The sequence below is a fragment of the Pelomonas sp. BJYL3 genome (assembly GCF_027257975.1).
Lineage (GTDB): Bacteria > Pseudomonadota > Gammaproteobacteria > Burkholderiales > Burkholderiaceae_C > Roseateles_B > Roseateles_B flavus.
Genome location: NZ_JANZKX010000001.1, coordinates 871,510 through 892,207, shown reverse-complemented (window position 1 = coordinate 892,207; position 20,698 = coordinate 871,510). Strand labels below are relative to the sequence as shown.

Below are 20,698 nucleotides of genomic sequence, written 5' to 3'. Positions count from 1 at the left end.
TGACCGGCTTCGCCACTCTGTCGCAAGCCGCTGAACTCAAACGTTGAACGCCCGCTTCTAGGCGCCGAGTTCGGCAAATCGAAGGACCGCACCCGCTGCAGCGCAGCCTCTCACCCGGCGGCAACACCACGAGCCTTGCGCTCCCTCTCGCCCTACCGGGCCCACATCACCTCCCACTGCTGCGGGAGGGAAGCCACCCTCAGCGTCACCTCATCCCCCTCGCACTTCCCCAGCATGGCCCTGCACAGGGGGGCTTCGCTGCTGATGACCTGCACGAGCTGATCGCCGATTGGCAGCTTCATGCTGCCGCCGTCCGGGCCGAGAAAGAGCAGTTGCTGCTCGCCCTCGGCGTCGGACAGGCAGACCAGCGCGCCGAGCTGGATGCCCTGGCTCGGGTCGTAGGGGCGCGGGCGGAACTGGCGCCAATGGCTCATCGCCTGGCGGATGGCTTCGGCGCGGCGCGCCTGGCCGGTGGCCAGGTAGGCGGCCTCGAGGCCCAGGGTGTCGTACTTGTTCTCGGCGATGTTCTCTTCATGCGTCGCCGTTTCATGGGCCACGCGTGCTGCCTGCTCGGCTTGCAGCAGGTCGTCGGCGAGCCGTTCCAGCACCTGCTGCTGCAGCAAGGATTTGTCAGTCATGAATGGCAGGCCTCTTGAGCAAGCGGGGGCAGATTTTAAGTGTTGAGCGCTGGCTGCATATCCATCTGCAATTGCATCGCTTGGGCCCGCGGGCCCGGCCTCCTAGAGTGAAGGTCCCGGTTCGCTGCGGCCGCCCACGAGGCGCCGTGGCCCCGGGGTCCTTCCACTTCCGAGGCCCTTGCCATGACGCTACGCGCCCTGCACCTGGCCGCCGCCCGCGGCGATCGCCTGCTCTTCGAGAACCTCAGCTTCAGCCTCGCGCCAGGCGAGGCCCTGCATGTGCGGGGCGCCAACGGCGTGGGCAAGTCCAGCCTGCTGCGACTGCTGGCGGGCCTGGGCGAGCCGGTGGCGGGCGAGCTGCTGTGGCAGGAGCAGCCGCTGCAGGCCCAGCGCGAGCGCTGGCAGCGCGGTCTGGTCTATTGCGGCCACCAGAGCGGCCTCAAGGACGATCTCAGCGCCGCCGAGAACCTGCTGCTGGCCGCCCGCGTGGCCGGCGCCGCCGTGTGCGCCGAGCACGTGGTGCGGGCCCTGCGTGCGACGGGCCTGCGCGAAGGCCTGCACCTGCCGGTGCGCCAGCTCTCGCAGGGCCAGCGCAAGCGCGTGAGCCTGGCGCGGCTCTTCCTGCCCGCCCGACCCCAGGTGCTGCTGCTGGACGAACCCTTCGATGCCCTCGATGCCGAAGCCGGCCAGGGCCTGGCCCAGCGCCTGGGCCAGCTGGTGGAGGAGGGCGCCCTGCTGGCCTACACCACGCACCAGGCGGTGGACCTGCCCCTGTCGCATCACGCCACGCTGGCGCTGGCGCCGCTGGAACAGAGCCGGCCCGCAGCGGCCGCGTCGGCCTGGGACCACTGGCACTGAGCCCGCGAGTTGAATCCACGATGACGGCCTGGACCCTGACCCTGCTGAGGCGCGAGCTGCTGCTGGCCTGGCGCCACCCGGCCGATGTGCTGGGCGCACTGGCCTTCTTCGCGGCAGTGACCGCCCTCGTGCCTCTGGGCGTGGGTGCCGAGCCGCAGCTGCTGCAGCGTCTGGCGCCGGGCCTGATCTGGATCGCTGCGCTGCTGGCCACGCTGCTGGGCCTGCCGCGGCTCTTCGCGGCCGACCATGCCGACGGCAGCCTGGAGCAGCTCTGGCTCGCGCCCCAGCCGCGCTGGCTGCTGGTGGGGGTCAAGTGCGCGGCCCACTGGCTGCTCAGCGGCCTGCCCTTGCTGCTGCTGGCCCCGCTGCTGGCCCTGCAGTACGGCCTGCCGACCGAAGCCCTGCACAGCCTGCTGTGGAGCCTGCTGCTGGGAACGCCGGGCCTGAGCCTGCTGGGCGCGGTGTTCGCGGCGCTGAGCCTGGGCACGCGCGGTGGAGCGGTGCTGGTGGCGCTGCTGAGCCTGCCCTTCTATGCGCCTGCCCTGGTCTTCGGGGCCGGCGCCGTCTCCGCCGTGCAGGCCGGCCTGCCGGCCCAAGCCCATCTGCAACTGCTGGCCGGCCTCAGCCTGCTGGCCCTGGCCCTGGCGCCCTGGACCGCCAGCGCGGCCCTGGGCCTGGCCCTGGAATGACATGACCATGACTTCGATCCTCCGCACCGCGCCGGCACGCGCGCCTGCGAGCCCCACGCCCGGCGGCTGGCGCCGCTATGCCTCGCCCCGCCAGGCCTTCCAACTCGCCGGGCGCCTGCGTGCGCCGCTGCTGTGGGCCGCTGCCCTGCTATGGTTGCTGGGGCTGTGGATCGGTCTCGGCGTCGCGCCCACGGACCACCAGCAGGGCGAGGCGTACCGCATCATCTTCGTCCATGTGCCCGCGGCCTGGCTGTCCATGGTGCTGTACCTCGCCATGGCCTTCTGGGCCGCGCTGGGCTGGGTGCTGAACACCCGCGTGTCCTTCGTGATGGTCCGCGCGCTGGCGCCCAGCGGCGCGCTGCTCACGGCCCTGGCCCTGCTGACCGGCGCGCTGTGGGGCCAGCCGACCTGGGGCAGCTGGTGGGTGTGGGACGCGCGGCTCACCTCCGAACTGCTGCTGCTGTTCCTCTACCTCGGCGTGCTGGCGCTGCAGTCGGCCATCGAGGACGAGCGCCGGGCGGACCGCGCCGTGGCGCTGCTGGCCCTCGTGGGGGCCTTGAACGTGCCGGTCATCTACTTCTCGGTCCGCTGGTGGAACACCCTGCACCAGGGCGCCTCCATCAAGCTGGACGCCGCGCCCAGCATGGCCGGCCTGATGCTGCTGGGCCTGCTGCTGTGCACGGCCGCGCTGTGGGCGCAGGTGGCGGGTGTGGTGCTGGGCCGCTTCCAGGGCCTGCTGCTGCGGCGCCTGGGCGGGCTGCCGGGGGCTGCGCCATGAGCTGGCACCTCCTCGTGACCCCCTTCTGGCGCGACTGGCAGGACTTCCTCGCCATGGGCGGCCAGGGCCGCTTCGTGTGGACTTCCTTCGGCCTGACGCTGGCGGTGCTGCTGCTGGAGCTGGCCTTGCAGCGGGCGCAACGCCGGCGCTGGCCGGGAGACCGGCCATGAGCCCCCGCCAAAAGCGCGGCCTGGCGCTGGCCCTGATCGTGCTGCTGTTGGGCGGGGCGGGCGCGCTGGTGCTCTCGGCCTTCCGCCAGAACCTGGTCTTCTTCTTCAGCCCCAGCCAGGTGCAGGCGGGGGAGGTGCCGCAGGGCCGGGCCTTCCGCCTGGGTGGCCTGGTGGAGGCCGGCAGCCTGCAGCGCTCGGCCGGCGGCCTGGACACGCGCTTCGTCGTGACGGACCAGGTCCGGCGCGTGGCGGTGCACTACCGCGGCCTGCTGCCCGACCTCTTCAAGGAGGGCAAGGGCGTGGTCGCCCAGGGCCGGCTGGACCCTGCAGGCCTCTTCATCGCCGACGAGGTGCTGGCCAAGCACGACGAGAACTACATGCCGCCCGAGGCCGCGCGGGCCATCCAGGCAGGTCAGGCGGAGAAGGAAGGACGGCCATGATCATCGAATGGGGCCACTGGGCCCTGCATGCCGCGCTGTGGCTGGCCCTGGCGCAGACCTTGTCGGTGCTGGGCCGCGGCCGGGCGTCCGCGCCCTGGCTGCCGGTGCGCACGCTGGCCGGCGCACAGGTGGCGGCGCTCACGGCGGCGTTTGCTGCCCTGCTGTGGGCCTTTGCGCAGAACGACTTCTCCCTGCGCTACGTGGCCGCGCATGCCAACACCCGCCTGCCTCTGGCCTACCGCCTGGCGGGCAGCTGGGGCGGCCACGAGGGCTCCCTGCTGCTGTGGGTGTGGATGCTGGGCCTGTGGCAGGCGGCCTTGCTGTGGTCGGGGCGGCATGAGGGGGCGCAGGGCGAGGCCCGTGCCTTCGAGGCCCGGGCCCTGGCCGTGCTGGGCGCCATCGCCACGGGCTTCCTGGCCTTTCTGCTCTTCAGCTCCAACCCCTTCGAGCGTCACTGGCCCGCGCCCGCCGACGGCCGGGACCTGAACCCGCTGCTGCAGGACCCGGGCCTGGTCTTCCATCCGCCGCTGCTGTACATGGGCTATGTGGGCTTTGCCGTGGCCTTCGCGCAGGCGGTGGCCGCGCTGTGGCAGGGCCGTTTCGGCCGTGCGGAGGCCCAGCGTCTGCGGCCCTGGGCCCTGCGCGCCTGGGCCTGCCTGAGCGCCGGCATCCTGCTGGGCAGCTTCTGGGCCTACTACGAGCTGGGCTGGGGCGGCTGGTGGTTCTGGGATGCGGTGGAGAACGCCAGCTTCATGCCCTGGCTGATCGGCGCGGCCCTGGTGCACTCGCTGGCCGTGGCCCTCAAGCGGGACCGCTTCCGGCACTGGACCCTGCTGCTGGCGCTGCTGGGCTTCGCGCTCTCGCTGCTGGGCACCTTCCTCGTGCGCTCCGGCGTGCTGAGCTCGGTCCACGCCTTCGCCAGCGACCCGATGCGCGGCAGCGTGCTGCTGCTCCTGCTGGGCCTGGCCGTGGGCGTCCCTCTGCTGCTCTACGCCTGGCGCGCGCCGGCCCTGGGCCGCGGCGATCCCGTGGCGCCGGCCTCGCGCGAGAGCCTGCTGCTGCTCAACAACGTCTTCCTGTGCGCCAGCGCGGCCACGGTGCTGCTGGGCACGCTGTATCCGCTGGCGCTGGACGTGATGCTCGGCGAGCGCATCAGCGTGGGCGCGCCTTACTTCGAGGCCGTCTTCGTGCCGCTGGCCCTGCCGCTGCTGGCCCTGGCCGGCCTGGCGCCCTTCGTGCCCTGGGGCCACTTCGAGGGGCGGGCCCTGTGGCGGCGGGTGCGCGGCCTGCTGCTGGGCGCGCTGCTGGGCGGTGCCTTGCTGGGCCTGGCCCTGCGCTACTCGCTGCTGGCCAGCCTGAGCCTGGCCCTGGCGCTGTGGCTGCTGCTGGCCACCGGCGCGCAGGCCTGGGCCCACTGGCAGACGCAGGCGGATCGCCCCTGGCCCGCCCGCTGGCAGCGCACGCCGCGCGCCTTGTGGGGCCAGTGGCTGGCGCACGTCGGCCTGGCGGTCTTCGTGCTGGGCGTTGGTGCGGTGAAGAGCCTGGAGCAGAGCCGGGACCTGGCCCTGCGGCCCGGCGAGAGCGCCACCCTCGCGGGGCTGGAGTTCCGCTTCCTGGACCTGCAGCGCGTGGAGGGGCCCAACTACATCGCGGCGCAGGCGCGCTTCGAGGTGTGGTCCGAGGGCCGGCGGATTGCGCAGCTGCGGCCTGAGAAGCGCTTCTATCCGGTGCAGTCCATGCCCATGACTGAGGCCGCCATCGAGCGGGGCCTGTGGCGCGACCTCTACCTCTCGCTCGCCGAGGCCCAGCCGCAGGGCGCCTGGGGCCTGCGCCTGCAGGTCAAGCCCGGCATGACGGCCCTGTGGCTGGGCGCCGCGCTGATGGGCCTGGGCGCGCTGTGGGCCGGTGCGCCACGCCGGCAGCGCCGTGAGGTCGTGGAGACGGCAAGACCTGACCCCGCTCGCTGGTCCCGGCCGATCGGAGCCTGCGAATGAATGCGTTGCCCGAATCTCCCCCGCCGCGCCGCCTCTGGGTGCCGCTGCTGGCCCTGGTGGCGCTGATCACCCTGCTGGCCCTGGGCCTGCGCCAGCCCCGCGCCGCGGACGCGCCCCTGCCATCGCCCCTGATCGGCCGGCCTGCGCCAGCGCTGGACCTGCCCCGCCTGGACGATCCGGCCCGGCGCTTCGACGCCCAGGCGCTGGCGGGCCGGGTCTGGGTGCTCAATGTCTGGGCCTCCTGGTGCGATCCCTGCCGGCAGGAGCACGGCCAGCTGCTGCGTCTGCAGCGCGAGGGCTGGCCGCTGGTGGGGCTGAACTACAAGGACTCGGCCGGCGCCGCCTGGCTGCAGGACCAGGGCAATCCCTTCGCCCAGGTGCTGCTGGATGCGAAGGGGCGCACCGGGCTCGACTGGGGCGTCTACGGCGTGCCGGAGTCCTTCGTGATCGACAAGACAGGCCGCGTGCGCGCCAGGCATGCCGGGCCGCTGACGGCCGAGCTGCTGGCGCGGGAGTGGTTGCCGCTGCTGCAGCGGCTGAGAGAGGAGTGAGTCATGACGAGACGACACGAGGTGGTCCGGCGATGGGGTCAGGTCTTGCTGCTGAGCCTGGCACTGGGCGCCGGTGCCGCCGCGCAGCAGGGCGAGCCCTTCGAGCAACGCTTCCAGGCCCTGGCTGCCCAGCTGCGCTGCGTGGTGTGCCAGAACCAGAGCCTGGCCGATTCCCCCGCCGAGCTGGCCACGGACCTCAAGCAGGTCCTGCGCGAGCAGCTGCAGGCCGGCGCCAGCGACGAAGCCGTGCTGGACTTCATGGTGCAGCGCTACGGCGAGGCCGTGCTGTACCGCCCGCGCCTGCAGGCCCGCACCGGCCTGCTGTGGTTCGGGCCGGCCCTGCTGCTGCTGCTGGGCCTGCTGCTGCTGGGCCGGCAGCTGCGCTCGCCAGTGAATGCGCGGGCGGACGTGACCGAGGACCAGCTCCCATGAGCGCCCTCGGACCGCCGGCCTGGCGCCTGCCCGCGGCCTTGCTGCTGGCCGCGACCCTCGCCACCCTGAGCCATCGGCAGACGGGGCAGGGCGGCCTGCTCTGGCAGGCGCCCGCAGCCGCGCCATCGGCGGCCGCGCCGCCAGCGGCCCCCGACATCGAGGCCATGGTCCAGCGCCTGGCCGACCGCCTGGCCGCAGAGCCGGCCGATGTGCAAGGCTGGCGCCGCCTCGCCCGCGCCTATGAGACCCTGGAGCGCCACGAGGCCGCCGTCCAGGCCTACCGCCAGCTGCTGCGCCAGCAGCCCGCCGATGCCGACGCCCTGTGCGAGCTGGCCCTGGTGCTGGCGCTGCAGCAGGGCCAGCGGCAGCTGCGGGGCGAGTCCGCCGGGCTGGTGCAGCGCGCGCTGCAGGCCGACCCGAACCATCTGCAGGCCCTGGCCCTGGCCGGCGGCATCGCACTGGAGGCCGGCCGCCCGCAGGAGGCGCGCCGGCTGTGGCAGCGCGTGCTGGACCAGGTGCTGCCGGGCACGGCGCTGCATCGCGACATCCAGGCCAGCATCGAGAAGGCCGGCGCGCCGCGGCCCTGAGTGCGGCGGGCCCTCCTGCGCCGGCGGCATATGCATGCTCGGCCTGCTTCCTTCCCTCGCGGCCCCATCGCTTCCATCATGCAGACCTTGCTCCTGGACCAGCGAAGTCCGATCTTCATGGGGTAGGAGGCCTCGGCCAACGGGTTTGCATGACCGGTGGCGCCCCGAGCTTCCTTTGAGATGCCGGCCTCGCGCCGGCATTTTTTTGGGTCGGCGAGGGACAGGCAGTCTGCGCATATGGGGCAACACATTTGGACGTTGGCCTGCGCGGTCTTCGCACGTAAGGTGAGCGTTCTGCCATCCCATCACAGAAGAAGAATCATGGAGCGCGTCCTGACCCTGCCGCAAAGCCCGTCGGCCCCGCTGTCCATCCGGGCCAAGGCCCTGGTGTTCCACGACCCCGCGTCCCTGCGCCTGCTGGCCCAGGTGGAGCGCGTGGCCTGCAGCGATGCCACCGCGCTGATCATCGGCGAGACCGGCACCGGCAAGGAGCTGGTGGCTCGTCACCTGCACCACTGCAGCGGTCGCCCGGGCCCCTTCGTGGCGGTGAACTGCGGCGCCTTCAGCGAGTCCCTGATCGACGCCGAGCTCTTCGGTCACGAGAGCGGCGCCTACACCGGCGCCTCCGGCGCGCGGGCGGGCTGGTTCGAGGCGGCCAACGGCGGCACGCTCTTCCTGGACGAGATCGGCGACCTCCCGCTGGGCCTGCAGGTCAAGCTGCTGCGCGTGCTGCAGGAGCGCCAGGTGGTGCGCCTGGGCTCGCGCAGGCCCATCCCGCTGGACGTGCGTCTGGTGGCTGCCACCAATATCGACCTGGCCCGCGCCGTCGAGGCCCAGCACTTCCGCGCGGACCTCTACTACCGCCTCAGCGTGGCCACCCTGGTGCTGCCCGCCCTGCGCCAGCGGCCGGGCGACATCCTGCCGCTGGCCCAGCACTTCATCCACCAGTACTGCCAGCGCCAGGGCCGGCCGGATGCGGGCCTGAGCCCGGCCTCGGTCAAGGCCCTGCTGCACTACGGCTGGCCGGGCAATATCCGCGAGCTGGAGAACGTCATCCACTACGCGCTGATCGTCGCGCGCGGCGACCAGATCGAGCCCGAGGACCTGCGCCTCAGCCCCCTGACGCCGATGAGCGCCGAGGCCGTTGCTGGCGAATGGAGCGCGGCCCTGCCAGCGTCCGCCCTCACGGCCGACGCCGCCCTGGCGCAGGCCGGCGCGGCCTCCGACCCGCTGCAGCGCCTGGCCGATGCCTTCCGCGAGCTGCTGCACGAAGGCCGGCCGGCCCTGTACGAGGCAGTCGAGGCAGCGCTGATCCGCACGGCCTACGCCCACGCCCAGTCCAACCAGGTGCAGACGGCGCGGCAGCTGGGAGTGACGCGCAACACCGCGCGGACCTTGCTCAAGCGGCATGGGCTCATCCGCGCGGAGGCCGCCGCAGAGGCCGGCGACACGGGCGCCGGCCTGGCCGCCCCGCCAGCCGGGCAGGGCGCCGCGCCCTCAGCCTGGCGCTGAAGATGCGGCCCCTGGCTTGGGCCGGCTCCACGCCTGGGCTAGCATTGCCGCCATGCGCCTGCTCCTTGCCGAAGACGAACGTGCCCTTGCCGACTGGCTGGTCCGCGCCCTGCGGCAGAGCGACTTCGTCGTGGACTGGGTCGACGACGGCCGCCTGGTGGCCGGCCAGCTGCACGCCACGCGCTACGACGCCCTCATCCTGGACCTGGGCCTGCCGGGCCTGGGCGGTCATGAGGTCCTGAGTCAGCTGCGCAAGGCCGACTCGCGGGTGCCCGTGCTGGTGCTGACGGCGCGCGATTCGCTCGCCGAGCGCGTGAGCACCCTGCACGAGGGCGCGGACGACTTCCTCGCCAAGCCCTTCGAGATCGAGGAGCTGGAGGCCCGGCTCGTGGCCCTGATCCGCCGTTCGCGCGGGCGCGAGCAGCCGCGCTTCAGCTGCGGGCCGCTGAGCTATGACGCCGCGAGCAAGCAGTTCACGCTGGACGGCGAGGCCCTGGCCCTGTCTCCGCGCGAGCATGCGGTCCTGCGCACCCTCATCCAGCACAGCGGCGAGCCGCTCTCCAAGCAGGAGATCCTGGAGCGCCTGTTCTCGGACGAGCAGGACGTGCGGCCCGAGGCGGTCGAGGTGCTCGTGCACCGGCTGCGCCGGCGCCTGGAGTCGGGCAAGGTGCGCATCACCACGCTGCGCGGTCTGGGCTATGTCCTGGAGCCTGCATGAGCGTGCGCTGGCCGCTGACGCTGCCGCACCTGCCAACGGCCTGGCACCGGTTCAGCGTGCGTCGGACGCTGCTGACCCTTGCGCTGCCCATCATGCTGGTCATGGTCAGCATCGAGTCCGCCCTGACCTGGAAGACGGGTCTGCAGGCGGCCAACGCGGCCTATGACCGCTCGCTGCTGGGCGCCATCAAGGCCATCGACAGCAATGTGTCCACGGACACCGGCCTGTCCGTCGAACTGCCCTACCGCCTGCTGGAGTTCTTCGAGCTGACGGCCAGCGGCCAGGTCTTCTTCCGGGTCAGCACGGACGACGGCCTGGTCGAGATCGGCAATGCGGGCCTGCCCCTGCCGGCCCAGGGTCTGGCCCTGGGCGTGCCGCAGTTCATCGATGCGGAGTACTTCGGCGAGCCGGTGCGCGTGGGGGCGCTGTCCCGCGAGCTGGACCCGGAACGCCCGGGGCGCCGGCTGGTGATCCAGGTGGCCGAGTCCACCAACTCGCGCAACGAGTTCTCGCGCGGCCTGCTCTTCCAGGCCATCGCCCGGGATGCGCTGACCATCGTGGTGGTGATGGCCACGCTGGCCCTGGTCATCGGCTGGGCCCTGCAGCCGCTGGAGCGGCTGCGGCGCGAGGTGGAGGCGCGTTCCGAGGACGATCTCTCCCCCGTCGACGAGACCCAGGTGCCCGCCGACGCCGCGCCCCTGGTCGCCGCCATCAACCACCACCTGCAGCGCCAGCGCGAGCTGATCGAGGGCCGGCGCCGTTTCGTGGACGACGCCTCGCACCAGCTGCGCACGCCGCTGGCCACGCTGTCCACCCTGGTGGGCTATGCCCTGCGCGAACAGAACCCGGCGCGGGTCTCCGAGGCGCTGGCGGCGCTCAAGTCGCAGATCGAGGACACGGTGCGGCGTACCAACCAGATGCTGGCCCTGGCCCGCGCCGACACGGCCGAGGTGCAGATGGAGCCGCTGGAGCTGAACGCCCTGGCCGAGCGCTGCGCGCGCGAGAGCTGGCCCGCCGCGCGGGCCGCGGGGGTCGACCTGGGCCTGGAGCCCGCGCCCGCGCCCCTCACGGTGCTGGGCCATGCGGGCCAGCTGCGCGAGGCCCTGCTGAACCTGCTGGACAACAGCCTGCGCTACGTGCAGCCCGGGGGCCAGGTGACGGTGCAGGTGTTCGCCGACGCCGAGGGCGCCTGCATCCGCGTGGTCGACGACGGCCCCGGCATTCCCGCCGCCGAACGGCCCCGGGCCGGCGAGCGTTTCTTCCGCGGCAGCAATGTGGAGCAGCCGGGCTCGGGCCTGGGCCTGGCCATCGTCCGGGCCGTCATGCAGCGGCATCACGGCCGGCTGGAGATCTGCGCGGCCCAGCTCTCGCCGGACGGCGGCGAGCGGGGCACCGCGGTGTCTCTGCGGCTGCCGTTGCAGGCTGTCGGCCACTGAAAGGCGACTGAAAGGCGCGACTTCGTAGAGTGCAGCCATAGCAGGTGGCAGACCGTTCCCCATGGCCCCGGCTCCCGGGGGACGGCACAGATCACCGCATGGAGACGACATGCTCAAAGCCTTCCCATGGATGGCTGCGCTGGTCCTGGCGACCCTGGTGCTTGCGCCAGGGGCCCGGGCCCAGACGCAGACGCCAACGCAGACGCCGACGCCGACGCCGACGACGGCACCCGAGTGCATCGCCCCCGCCAAGCCCGGCGGCGGCTTCGACCTGACCTGCAAGCTGGCCCGTGCGGCCTTCGGCCAGGCTGGCCTGGGACTGGCGCCGCTGCACATCAGCTACATGCCCGGCGGCGTCGGGGCCATCGCCTTCGACACCATCACCGCCCGACGCCCCGCCGAGGAGCAGACCCTGGTCGCCTTCTCCAGCGGCTCCCTGCTCAACCTGGTCCATGGCCGCTTCGGCCGGCACAGCCTGCGCGATGTGCGCTGGCTGGCCGCCGTCGGGGCGGACTACGGCATCGTGCTGGTGAGCAGCCAGTCCCCGTGGAAGACCCTGCCGGAGCTGCTGGCGGCGCTGAAGGACAACCCGGCCCGGGTCACCTTCGCGGCTGGCGGCACCATCGGCAGCCAGGACTGGGTCAAGTCGGCCCTGGTGGCTGCGGCGGCCGGCGTGGATCACAAGGCCATGCGCTTCGTGGCCTTCGAGGGCGGCGGCGAGGCCACGGCGGCGCTGAAGGCCGGGCATGTGCAGGTCTATGCGGGCGATGCCTCCGAGGTCGCGGACAAGCTGCCGCCCAAAGGGCCTTTCCGGGTGCTGGCCGTGATGTCCGAGAAGCGCCTGCCGGGCCTGCTGGCCCAGGTCCCCACGGCCCGGGAGCAGGGCGTGGACATCGTCTGGCCCAGCGTGCGCGGCTTCTACATGGGGCCCAAGGTCCCGGATGTCGCCTTCCAGGCCTGGAGCCAGCGCTTCGAGCAGCTGATGGCCAGTGCGGCCTTCGAGAAGCTGCGGGCCGAGCATGGCCTGTTCCCCCTGGCCCTGACCGGGCCCGCCCTGCAGGCCTACCTCGACGACCAGACCCGGCGCTTCGCCGACATCGCCGACCGCTTCGGCCTGCGCCGATGACGGGCGCCTGACCCCTTCCTGCCTGCACAACGCGGGCCTGTCGTGAGGGACAGGCCGGGGTCAGGTGTTGCCTGCAAAGGCCTGACCGCGCCCTGTCCAGCCGTCCCGACTGCCTTTTCCTGACCCCAAGACCAACGGAGACATCCATGAACAAGAGCTTCCATCCCCTGACCGCCTGCGGCCTCGCCGCCCTGTGCCTGGTGGCGCCGCTGGGCGCCGTGGCCCAGAGCTCGGTGAGCATCTACGGCATCGCCGACGTGATCGTCGAGCACCGCAACCACATGTCGGCCACGGGCGGCAGCCGGACCTCGGTGACCTCGGGCGGTATGAACACCTCGCGCTGGGGCCTGCGCGGCAGCGAGGACCTGGGTGGCGGCCTGAGCGCCGTGTTCAACCTGGAGGCTGAGGTCGGCATGGACACCGGCGCCGCGGGCTCCAACTTCTGGGGTCGCCAGGCCAATGTGGGTCTGCAGGGCGCCTTTGGCCGCGTGGTCGCCGGCCGGTCCTACACGACGGCCTACGACTTCCTGCTGCCCTTCGACCCCATGGGCTATGCGCCCTTCTATTCCTGGGCTACCTCGGCCGGCGCCGCCGGCACGCGCAAGGACGGCATGATCACCGGCGCGCCCAACCTCATCAAGTACGAAGGCAAGTTCGGGCCCGTGAAGCTGGGTGCCACGGTGGCCGCGGGCGAGGGGGCCTCCACCGGCCGCTATGCCGCCCTCGGCGCCGTCTACGAGGCCGATGGCCTGGGCGCCGTGCTGGTGCTGGACCAGCGCGACCACCAGACCGGCGCCACCAGCAAGGAGCAGACGACCCACCTGGCCCTGAGCTACGACATGAAGCCGGTGAAGTATTTCGTGGGCCTGCGCCAGTACAAGAAGACGCCCACCACCGGTGTCGAGCAGAAGAGCACGCTCGGCTGGGTCGGCGTCACCTGGGCCGTCACCCCGCAGCTGGACCTCACGCCGGTCTACTACTTCCAGTCCATCAAGAGCGGCCCCGCCACGCCGGAGAACCCGCACCTGCTGGCCCTGCGCGCCAAGTACGCGCTGTCCAAGCGCACCTGGCTCTATGCCGTGGCCGCCAGCGCCGGCGCCAAGAGCGGCGTGGTGAGCGTCTCGCGCGACGACCCCGCCTTCGACGACACCCAGTCCAGCTTCGGCCTGGGCATCCAGCACCGCTTCTGAAGCCCGCCCTGCGAGGAGTCATTCATGAACAACATCACCCGACGCACCTGCCTGGCACTGGCCGCCACGGCCCTGTCCTGCGCTGCACTGGCCCAGGTGCCTGCCGGCTACCCGGCGAGCTACCAGGCTGTCATCGACGCGGCAAAGAAGGAGGGCAAGGTCACGATCTACACGCCCACCGACGCCGCCGCCGGCAAGCCCCTGGTCAAGGAGTTCGAGAGCCTCTACCCCGGTGTCAAGGTCGAGTACATGGACATGAACAGCGTGGAGCTGTTCAACCGCTTCATCAGCGAGACGGCGGCCGGCACCACCAGCGCCGACGTGGTCTGGAACTCCGCCATGGACCAGGCCGTCAAGCTGGTGGCCGACGGCTATGCGCAGCCGTATGAGTCCATCGAGAGCCGCGCGCTGCCGGCCTGGGCCGTCTACCAGAAGACGGCCTACGGCACGACCTTCGAGCCCCTGGGCCTGGTCTACAACAAGCGCCTGCTGCCCGCGGCCGACCTGCCCAAGACCCATGCCGACCTCGTCAAGCTGCTGGCCGATCCGCGCTTCCAGGGCAAGGTCACGACCTACGACATCGAGAAGGCCGGCGTGGGCTTCCTCTACCTGACGGCGGACGTGCACGTGAACGCGGCCCTGACCTGGGACGTGGTCAAGGCCATGGCCGGCGCGGGTGTGAAGCTGCAGTCCTCCAGCAGCACGATGATGGAGCGCATCTCCTCGGGCGAGCAGCTGCTGGGCTACAACATGATCACCTCCTACGCCCACGCCCGGGCCAAGAAGGACAGCAACATCGGCTACGTGCTGCTGAAGGACCACACCCTGGTGATGAGCCGCGTGGCCTTCATCGCCAAGGGCGCTAAGAACCCCAACGCGGCCAGGCTGTGGATGGACTACCTGCTCTCGCGGCGCGGCCAGACCACGCTGTCCACGGCCTCCGAGCTGTACTCGATCCGCTCCGACGTGGAAGGCGAGATGACGGCCCAGACCCTGCAGAAGGAGATGGGCCTGAGCCTGCGCCCCATCGGCATCGACCAGAGCCTGCTGACCTACCTGGAGCAGGGCAAGCGCCTCGAGTTCATCAAGACCTGGCGCTCCTACGTCGCGCGCAAGTGAAGACCTGACCCCCGGGAGTGACCGTGATGCCCATGACACAACCCTTGCCGCGCCAGCGGGCCCGATGGCCAGGACTCGCAGGACGCCCGGGACTCCCGGGCGGCCCGGCGATCCTCCGCGCCCTGGTGATCAGCATCACCGTGCTGGTGGTGCTGCTGCCGCTTGCCATGATCGCGTACCAGAGCCTGCTGTCCGCGCCCTTCTTCATGCCCCGCCATGAGGTCTCGCTGGACGCCTACCGCTTCGTCTTCGACGACCCGGACTTCTGGTACGCGCTGCGCAACTCGCTGCTGATCGCCGGCGGCATGGTGGGCATCGCGGTGCCCCTGGGCGCGCTGCTGGCCTTTCTGATGGTGCGCACCGACCTGCCGGGCCGGCGCTGGATCGAGCCGCTGCTGCTGACGCCCATCTTCGTCTCGGCCGTGGTGCTGGCCCTGGGCTATGTGGTGGCCGCCGGCCCCAGCGGCATCTACACGCTGTGGTGGCGCCAGGCCTTCGGGCCGGAGTGGTGGGACGTGTACTCCATCGGCGGCATCGCGGTCATCGCGGGGCTCACCCATGTGCCGCACGTCTACCTCTACGCCTCGGCCGCGCTGCGCAACCTGGGCAGCGACGTGGAGGAGGCCGCCCGCGTGGCCGGCGCCTCGCCGCTGCGGGTGGCTCGCGATGTGAGCCTGCCCATGGTCATGCCCTCCATCCTCTTTGCGGGGGTGCTGGTCTTCTTCCTGGGCTTCGAGGTCTTCGGCCTGCCCCTGGTGCTGGGCGATCCCAATGGCTACCTGGTGCTGACGACCTATATGTACAAGCTGGCCAGCAAGCTGGGCTCGCCGTCCTACCACCTGATGGCCGTGGTCGCGGTGCTGATCGTGCTCGTCACCTTCCCCCTGGTGCTGCTGCAGCGCCGCCTGCTGCGCAGCGCCAGCAAGTACGTGTCCATCAAGGGCAAGGGCGGCCGCCAGGTGCCGCTGCGCCTGGGCGGCTGGCGCTGGCTGGCGATCGGCATCGTCGCGCTGTGGCTGTTCCTCACGGTCCTCGTGCCGGTGTCGGGCGTGGTGCTGCGCTCATTGGTGTCGCAGTGGGGCGAGGGCATCTCGCTGGTCGAGGCCTTCACGCTGCAGCATTACGTGGATGTCTTCGAGCAGGACAACCTGGTGCGCGCCATCCTCAACACCCTGGGGATGGGCGTGATCGGCGGCGCGCTGGCGGTGGCCTGCTACACGGCCATCTCCTTTGCCGGCCACCGCCGCAATGACCTGGCCACCAAGCTGATGGACTACCTGGTGCTGGTGCCGCGCGCCGTGCCGGGCCTGCTGGCGGGCCTGGCCTTTCTGTGGGTCTTCCTCTTCGTGCCGGGCCTCAAGGAATGGCGCAACTCCATGTTCGCCATCTGGATCGCCTACACCGTGATCTGGCTGGCCTACGGGCAGCGCGTGGTGCAGAGCGCGTTGCTGCAGGTCGGTCCCGATCTCGAGGAAGCGGCCCGCACCGTGGGTGCCACGGCTTCGCAGGTGAGCCGGCACGTGACCCTGCCCCTGGTGCGCTTTGGCCTGCTGTCCAGCTGGCTGCTGGTCTTCCTGATCTTCGAGCGCGAGTACTCGACCGGCGTCTACCTGCTCTCGCCGGGCACCGAGGTCATCGGCGCGCTGCTGGTGTCCATGTGGGCCTCGGGCGCCACGGACCTGGTCGCCGCGCTGTCTGTCATCAACATCGTCATGGTCAGCCTGGGTCTGGCCGTGGCACTGCGTTTCGGGGTGAAGCTCCATGACTAAGCTCGTCGTCAATGACATCCACCTGGGCTACGGCACCGTGCCGGTGCTGCAGGGCGTCTCCTTCAAGCTCAAGGCCGGCGAGGTGGTCTCGCTGCTGGGCGCCTCGGGCAGCGGCAAGACCACGCTGCTGCGCGCCGTGGCGGGCCTGGAGCACCCCTCCCAGGGCAACATCCTGCTGGACGGCGAGGCGCTCTACGACGCCGCCCGCGGCATCGACCAGCCGGCCGAGCGCCGCTCGCTGGGGCTGGTCTTCCAGTCCTACGCCCTGTGGCCGCACCGCACCGTGGCGCAGAACGTGGGCTACGGACTGGTGCTGCGCAAGGTGCCCGCGGCCGAGGTGAAGGAGCGCGTGCAGGCCGCACTGGACAACCTCGGCCTGGGCCACCTGGGCGAGCGCTACCCTTTCCAGCTCTCCGGAGGCCAGCAGCAGCGCGTGGCCATCGCGCGGGCCCTGGTCTACAACCCGCCGGTGATCCTGCTGGACGAGCCGCTGTCCAACCTCGATGCCAAGCTGCGCGAGGAGGCCCGGGCCTGGCTGCGCGCGCTGATCGTGCGGCTCAACCTTTCCGCCCTGTGCGTGACCCACGACCAGACCGAGGCCATGGCCATGAGCGACCGCATCCTGCTGCTGCGCAATGGCCGCATCGAGCAGGAGGGCACGCCGCAGGAGCTCTACGGCGCGCCGCAGACCCTCTACACGGCCGAGTTCATGGGCAGCAACAACCGGTTCGAGGCCACCGTGGACCAGGTCGGTGCCGACGAGGTCCGCCTGCAGGGGCCGGCCGGCTCGCTGCTGGCCCGCAGCCGCAGCCCGCTGCGGGTGGGCGACAAGGCGCAGGTGGTCATCCGCCTGGAGCGCGTGGGCGTGGCCGACGAACCGGGGCCCAACCGCATGCAGGCCCGCATGATCACGTCCATGTACCTGGGCGACCGCTGGGAGTATCTGCTCGAGAGCAGCGGGCTGCGTCTGCGCGCCTTCGGCCAGCAGCCTCGCGAGGCCGGCCGCGACTACTGGGTGGACCTGCCCGCCGAGGCCTGCTGGGCCTACGCGGCCTAGGCCGGCGCGCTTCGCCCTGCGTGCTTCGTCCGGGCGCTCAGACGGCGAAGCGCCACTCCTGGATCGCCGCATGCGCCGGCCGTTGCTCGCGGGCGGCACGGGCCCGTGCCGCCTCCACCCAGCGCCGGGCGAGCGGGAAGGGGCCGAAGCCGGACTCGGTGTTGATGTGTCCCACCGCGCCCAGGTTGCTGTAGCTGGCGCCCCAGCGGCTGGCCCAGCGCAGCGCGCTGGCGGCGCTCATCCACGGGTCGTTCTGGCTGGCGACGAGGCTGCTGGGCACGGCCAGGCGGTGGTGGGGCAGGGCCTCGGCCAGGCCGAACTTGTCTGGCTCGGCCGGGGCCACGAAGAGCACCTGGCGGATGGGCGTGTCGGCATGGTCGGCCAGGTGGCGGGCCAGGGCCAGGCAGCCGAAGCTGTGGGCCACGGCGATCCACTCACCGCCGGCCTGCTCGCGCGAGGCGCTCTCCAGCGTGCGCTGGATGCGCTCGGCCCAGCGCGGCAGGTCGGGGTGGCTGAAGTCGCGCTGCACGACGCGGCGCGAGTCCCGGTACTGCTGCTGCAGCCAGGTCTGCCAGTGGGCGGGGCCGCTGTCGTGCAGGCCGGGAATGATGAGCAGGCGGGGGGCGCGGTAGGCCATGGCGGTCTCCTCAGAGCGTGGCGATCGAGACCTCGGTCGACTTGACCAGGGCCACCACTTCCCGGCCCACAGCCAGGTCGAGGTCCTTGATCGAGCGCGTGGTGATGACGGAGGTGACGATCAGTCCGCCGGGCGTCAGCACATCCACCTCGGACACGACCGGCCCCTCGATGATTTCCTTGACGGTGCCGCGGAACTGGTTGCGCACATTGATGGCGGTGATGCTCATGGAAGCTCCTGTGTGGCGATGATGGGCGGTGAGCGGCTGCCGTGGGGCGATGGGCCCGGGAATCACGGCAGGACATGGGCTCCAGCTTAGGCAGCACCGCGCAAGGGCGGAAGGAAGCAAAGCGCAGCAGCTCATGCGTGACGCGCCGAAGGCAGCGGCCGCTCAGGCGGGCAAGACCTGACCCTCACGGACACCCTGCACGGCCTCGCGGGTCCAGGGCGGCGCGAAGGTCTCGATGAAGGCGTAGGCGTAGTCGCGCAGGTAGGCGTCGCGCCGCAGGGCCAGGCGGGTCATGTTGTCGGCGAAGAGATGGCGGGCGTCGTGGGCGGCCAGGTGGCGGTCGCGCTCGTCGTCATAGGCGATGGCCGCGACGATGCCCACACCCAGGCCCAGCTCCACGTAGGTCTTGATCACGTCTGCGTCCATGGCGGCCAGCACCACGTGCGGGGCCAGGCCCGCGGCCTTGAAGGCCTGGTCGATGTGGGAGCGGCCGGTGTAGCCGGTCTCGTAGGTCACGATGGGGTAGTCGGCCAGGCGCTGCAGCGTGAGCGTCTCGCCGCGGCGCTGGGCCTCGGCCAGCGGATGGTTGAGCGGCGTGACCACGGTGTGGGTCCAGCGGTAGCAGGGCAGGGCGACCAGCTCCTCGTACTGGGCCAGGGCCTCGGTGGCGATGCCGATGTCGGCCTCGCCGTCCAGCAGCAGCCGGGCGACCTGCTGCGGCGAGCCCTGCTGCAGGGTCAGCTCCACCTCGGGATGGCTGAGGCGGAAGTCGCGCACCACCGGGGGCAGGGCGTAGCGCGCCTGGCTGTGTGTGGCGGCGATGCGCAGTACGCCGCGGCCGGCGCGGGCGAAGTCGTCCCCGGCGCGGCGCAGGTTCTCGGCCTCCTGCAGCAGGCGCTCGACGATGGGCAGCACATTGCGGCCCGGGTCGGTGAGGCCCGTGAGGCGCTTGCCGGCGCGCATGAAGATTTCGATGCCCAGCTCGTCCTCCAGCTCCCGGATCTGGCGGCTGACGCCCGGCTGGGAGGTGTGCAGCGCGGCGGCCACCTCGGTGAGATTGAAGCCACGGCGCTGGGCTTCGCGGACGGATCGGAGTTGCTGGAAATTCATGGAGTGCCTTCTCGTTATGCGCTTTTCATTTTTGCGAGGCGGGCCGGCCCTGTCCTCCAAGAAAAAACGCAAAGCATGTGAAGGCACCGCTGCAATGCGATGCGGCCCAAGGCGAGCCGCGGGCCAGCTGGCTCAGGCCGCGCCGGGCCGGTAGCTCCACCGGGGCGTCAGCACCAGCACCAGCAGGGACAGGGCGGCCAGGCCCACCGCCAGGGCGACGGACCAGGCCTGGCCCTGCAGGCGTTGGCCGTAGATGTCCAGCGCGGCGCCCAGGCCCGCGCCATTGCCGAAGGTGGCGAGCACGGCGGCGGTGTAGTCGTGGAAGCGGCGCGCGCGGTTGGCCCCGGCGGACCAGTGGGGGTCGGTGTTGTAGCTGGGCAGGCGCCGATGGGCCTCGTCCAGCTGCTCCATCTGGGCCAGGAACTGGCGCAGATTGGTGATGGCGCGCTCGGCCTTGGCGTTGAGGAAGGCCAGGCACAGGGAGGCCACGGGAAAGCCCAGGATCAGCCACTCGACGGGGGCCGCGGTCTGTCCCGGCGCGGGCCGCAGCGCGACCAGGGCGGCCAGCAGACTCACGACGAGGCTGACGTACAGCGCCAGCACCTGCTGGCGCTGCGTCACGCGGGCATTGACTTCCTGGTAGGCCGCGATGAAGCGGTAATTGGCATCGACGTAAGACTTGCTCATGGGGGCGCAGCGTAGCGCATGCGCCCTTGAATCAAATGAGCCTCAGCCGGTTGACCACGGCCACGGCCTGGGCCCGATTCGAGACATTGAGTTTCGCGTAAACGTTTTTCAGGTGAAATTTCACGGTTCGCTCCGAGGTGTAGAGGATGCGACCGATTTCCCAGGAGGTCTTGCCCTCCACCACCCAACGCAGGACGTCCCGTTCCTTGTTGGTCAGGTTGATGCCGAAGAAGTCGTCCTTCACCTGGTGGTCCACCGCGTGCAGGGTGAACGTGGAATGCAGGTAGAAGGCCACAAAGCTCAGCAGCAGCGGGTGCTGCACGCCGACCTCGTCGCATTCGAACTGCCAGAAGGTGTGGACGTCATCCGTGCCCGAAATGGCCGAGCGCACGCTGGCGGCCAGGCCCGAGCGGCCCTGCATGCGGCTCAGCAGCTCATTGGAGCCCTCGGGCACGCCCAGGTCCAGGTGATCCCGGCTGGCCCACTGGAAGGCGTGGTCGATCTGGTTGAATTTGGCAAAGCGCGCGCTGTAGGCCTCGATACCGATGGCACTGCTCAGCTTGGATTGCCCGACAAACCCCTCGTCCCGTCCTCCGTTGTAATAAGCAAAACCCCTGGAAAGGGACTTGCCCTCGCGCTCGTGGAGCAGCAGACAGCGCTTGAATGGAATCACCTCGTTGAGGCGCTGGGTGAATTGGTCCAGCTGATCAATGAAATCTGCCGAAGGGCGGATTTCGTTGATGATTTTCGAGAGGGTTTCCAGTTCTCCGGTCGTGGCGTGAATATTAGACATACCAATCTCTTAGAACAAATAACTCCCTATCTCAGCCCGGCAGCGGCAGGGCTGCATCACGGCTGTGATCAGAAGGCTTTCCTGTGTCAACACGATGACCCGGGCCCCATGGATGGCGGAGTGGGTCTCGGCGAAATATAGAGAAAACTATGCGGTTCTCTCTTTGGCGATAGAAACC

23 protein-coding genes are annotated in these 20,698 nt (G+C 70.9%); 17 read left to right on the top strand and 6 right to left on the bottom strand.

Annotated elements, in window-relative coordinates; translation table 11 throughout:
* Positions 1 to 152: 152 nt before the first annotated feature.
* Positions 153 to 638, bottom strand: a complete 486-nt coding sequence (locus O9Y01_RS03935) for a GreA/GreB family elongation factor (protein WP_269630177.1) — start codon at positions 636 to 638, stop codon at positions 153 to 155.
* Between the two features lie 183 nt (positions 639 to 821).
* Between O9Y01_RS03935 and ccmA the strand changes: the two genes are divergently transcribed.
* The 17 genes from ccmA (at position 822) to O9Y01_RS03850 (ending at position 17,064) form a co-directional block, all read left to right on the top strand.
* A complete protein-coding gene (gene ccmA, locus O9Y01_RS03930) occupies positions 822 to 1,496 on the top strand; it encodes a cytochrome c biogenesis heme-transporting ATPase CcmA (RefSeq protein WP_269630176.1) in 675 nt (224 codons plus the stop codon).
* 20 nt (positions 1,497 to 1,516) lie between these two features.
* A complete protein-coding gene (gene ccmB, locus O9Y01_RS03925) occupies positions 1,517 to 2,185 on the top strand; it encodes a heme exporter protein CcmB (protein ID WP_269630175.1) in 669 nt (222 codons plus the stop codon).
* Between the two features lies 1 nt (position 2,186).
* Positions 2,187 to 2,963 (top strand): heme ABC transporter permease CcmC, encoded by a 777-nt coding sequence (gene ccmC, locus O9Y01_RS03920; RefSeq protein WP_442952704.1) that lies wholly within the window; start codon positions 2,187 to 2,189, stop codon positions 2,961 to 2,963.
* The gene (ccmD, locus tag O9Y01_RS03915) at positions 2,960 to 3,133 is read left to right on the top strand and encodes a heme exporter protein CcmD (protein ID WP_269630173.1); all 174 of its coding nucleotides are present in this window, start codon (positions 2,960 to 2,962) and stop codon (positions 3,131 to 3,133) included. The genes ccmC and ccmD overlap by 4 nt, the downstream gene beginning before the upstream one ends.
* Positions 3,130 to 3,573, top strand: a complete 444-nt coding sequence (gene ccmE, locus O9Y01_RS03910; protein WP_269630171.1) for a cytochrome c maturation protein CcmE — start codon at positions 3,130 to 3,132, stop codon at positions 3,571 to 3,573. The genes ccmD and ccmE overlap by 4 nt, the downstream gene beginning before the upstream one ends.
* Positions 3,570 to 5,567: a heme lyase CcmF/NrfE family subunit gene (locus tag O9Y01_RS03905; RefSeq protein ID WP_269630170.1), complete on the top strand. Its 1,998-nt coding sequence runs from the start codon at positions 3,570 to 3,572 to the stop codon at positions 5,565 to 5,567. Before ccmE ends, O9Y01_RS03905 begins: the two co-directional genes overlap by 4 nt.
* Positions 5,564 to 6,118: a DsbE family thiol:disulfide interchange protein gene (locus O9Y01_RS03900; protein ID WP_269630169.1), complete on the top strand. Its 555-nt coding sequence runs from the start codon at positions 5,564 to 5,566 to the stop codon at positions 6,116 to 6,118. Before O9Y01_RS03905 ends, O9Y01_RS03900 begins: the two co-directional genes overlap by 4 nt.
* 3 nt (positions 6,119 to 6,121) lie before the next feature.
* Entirely contained in the window at positions 6,122 to 6,550 is a 429-nt protein-coding gene (locus O9Y01_RS03895; RefSeq protein WP_269630168.1) for a cytochrome c-type biogenesis protein, read from the top strand.
* On the top strand, positions 6,547 to 7,137 hold the full coding sequence (locus O9Y01_RS03890; protein WP_269630167.1) for a tetratricopeptide repeat protein: 591 nt from the start codon (positions 6,547 to 6,549) through the stop codon (positions 7,135 to 7,137). The genes O9Y01_RS03895 and O9Y01_RS03890 overlap by 4 nt, the downstream gene beginning before the upstream one ends.
* 321 nt (positions 7,138 to 7,458) lie before the next feature.
* Positions 7,459 to 8,649 carry a sigma-54 interaction domain-containing protein gene (locus O9Y01_RS03885; protein WP_269630166.1) on the top strand — a complete coding sequence of 397 codons (1,191 nt, stop codon included), beginning with the start codon at positions 7,459 to 7,461 and terminating at the stop codon, positions 8,647 to 8,649.
* A 52-nt stretch (positions 8,650 to 8,701) separates the two neighbouring features.
* Complete coding sequence (locus tag O9Y01_RS03880) at positions 8,702 to 9,367, top strand: response regulator (RefSeq protein ID WP_269630165.1); 666 nt, start codon at positions 8,702 to 8,704, stop codon at positions 9,365 to 9,367.
* Positions 9,364 to 10,803, top strand: coding sequence for a sensor histidine kinase (locus O9Y01_RS03875; RefSeq protein ID WP_269630164.1), 1,440 nt, complete (start codon positions 9,364 to 9,366; stop codon positions 10,801 to 10,803). The genes O9Y01_RS03880 and O9Y01_RS03875 overlap by 4 nt, the downstream gene beginning before the upstream one ends.
* A 109-nt stretch (positions 10,804 to 10,912) precedes the next feature.
* A complete protein-coding gene (locus tag O9Y01_RS03870; protein ID WP_269630163.1) occupies positions 10,913 to 11,929 on the top strand; it encodes a tripartite tricarboxylate transporter substrate binding protein in 1,017 nt (338 codons plus the stop codon).
* Between the two features lie 146 nt (positions 11,930 to 12,075).
* Positions 12,076 to 13,119, top strand: coding sequence for a porin (locus O9Y01_RS03865; RefSeq protein ID WP_269630162.1), 1,044 nt, complete (start codon positions 12,076 to 12,078; stop codon positions 13,117 to 13,119).
* Between the two features lie 24 nt (positions 13,120 to 13,143).
* Positions 13,144 to 14,238: an ABC transporter substrate-binding protein gene (locus O9Y01_RS03860; RefSeq protein ID WP_269630161.1), complete on the top strand. Its 1,095-nt coding sequence runs from the start codon at positions 13,144 to 13,146 to the stop codon at positions 14,236 to 14,238.
* A gap of 26 nt (positions 14,239 to 14,264) precedes the next feature.
* Positions 14,265 to 16,007 (top strand): ABC transporter permease, encoded by a 1,743-nt coding sequence (locus tag O9Y01_RS03855; protein ID WP_442952703.1) that lies wholly within the window; start codon positions 14,265 to 14,267, stop codon positions 16,005 to 16,007.
* A complete protein-coding gene (locus tag O9Y01_RS03850) occupies positions 16,000 to 17,064 on the top strand; it encodes an ABC transporter ATP-binding protein (protein ID WP_269630160.1) in 1,065 nt (354 codons plus the stop codon). Before O9Y01_RS03855 ends, O9Y01_RS03850 begins: the two co-directional genes overlap by 8 nt.
* Before the next feature lie 37 nt (positions 17,065 to 17,101).
* Here the strand turns inward: O9Y01_RS03850 and O9Y01_RS03845 are convergent, their stop codons facing one another.
* The 5 genes from O9Y01_RS03845 to O9Y01_RS03825 all read right to left on the bottom strand — a co-directional run bounded on the left by O9Y01_RS03845 (position 17,102) and on the right by O9Y01_RS03825 (position 20,520).
* The gene (locus tag O9Y01_RS03845; protein ID WP_269630159.1) at positions 17,102 to 17,701 is read right to left on the bottom strand and encodes an RBBP9/YdeN family alpha/beta hydrolase; all 600 of its coding nucleotides are present in this window, start codon (positions 17,699 to 17,701) and stop codon (positions 17,102 to 17,104) included.
* Positions 17,702 to 17,711: 10 nt separating this feature from the next.
* Complete coding sequence (locus O9Y01_RS03840) at positions 17,712 to 17,930, bottom strand: TOBE domain-containing protein (RefSeq protein ID WP_269630158.1); 219 nt, start codon at positions 17,928 to 17,930, stop codon at positions 17,712 to 17,714.
* 162 nt (positions 17,931 to 18,092) lie between these two features.
* The gene (locus O9Y01_RS03835) at positions 18,093 to 19,040 is read right to left on the bottom strand and encodes a CysB family HTH-type transcriptional regulator (RefSeq protein WP_269630157.1); all 948 of its coding nucleotides are present in this window, start codon (positions 19,038 to 19,040) and stop codon (positions 18,093 to 18,095) included.
* A 132-nt stretch (positions 19,041 to 19,172) separates the two neighbouring features.
* A complete protein-coding gene (locus tag O9Y01_RS03830) occupies positions 19,173 to 19,727 on the bottom strand; it encodes a hypothetical protein (RefSeq protein ID WP_269630156.1) in 555 nt (184 codons plus the stop codon).
* A 31-nt stretch (positions 19,728 to 19,758) separates the two neighbouring features.
* Entirely contained in the window at positions 19,759 to 20,520 is a 762-nt protein-coding gene (locus O9Y01_RS03825; RefSeq protein ID WP_269630155.1) for a helix-turn-helix transcriptional regulator, read from the bottom strand.
* Positions 20,521 to 20,698: the final 178 nt, after the last annotated feature.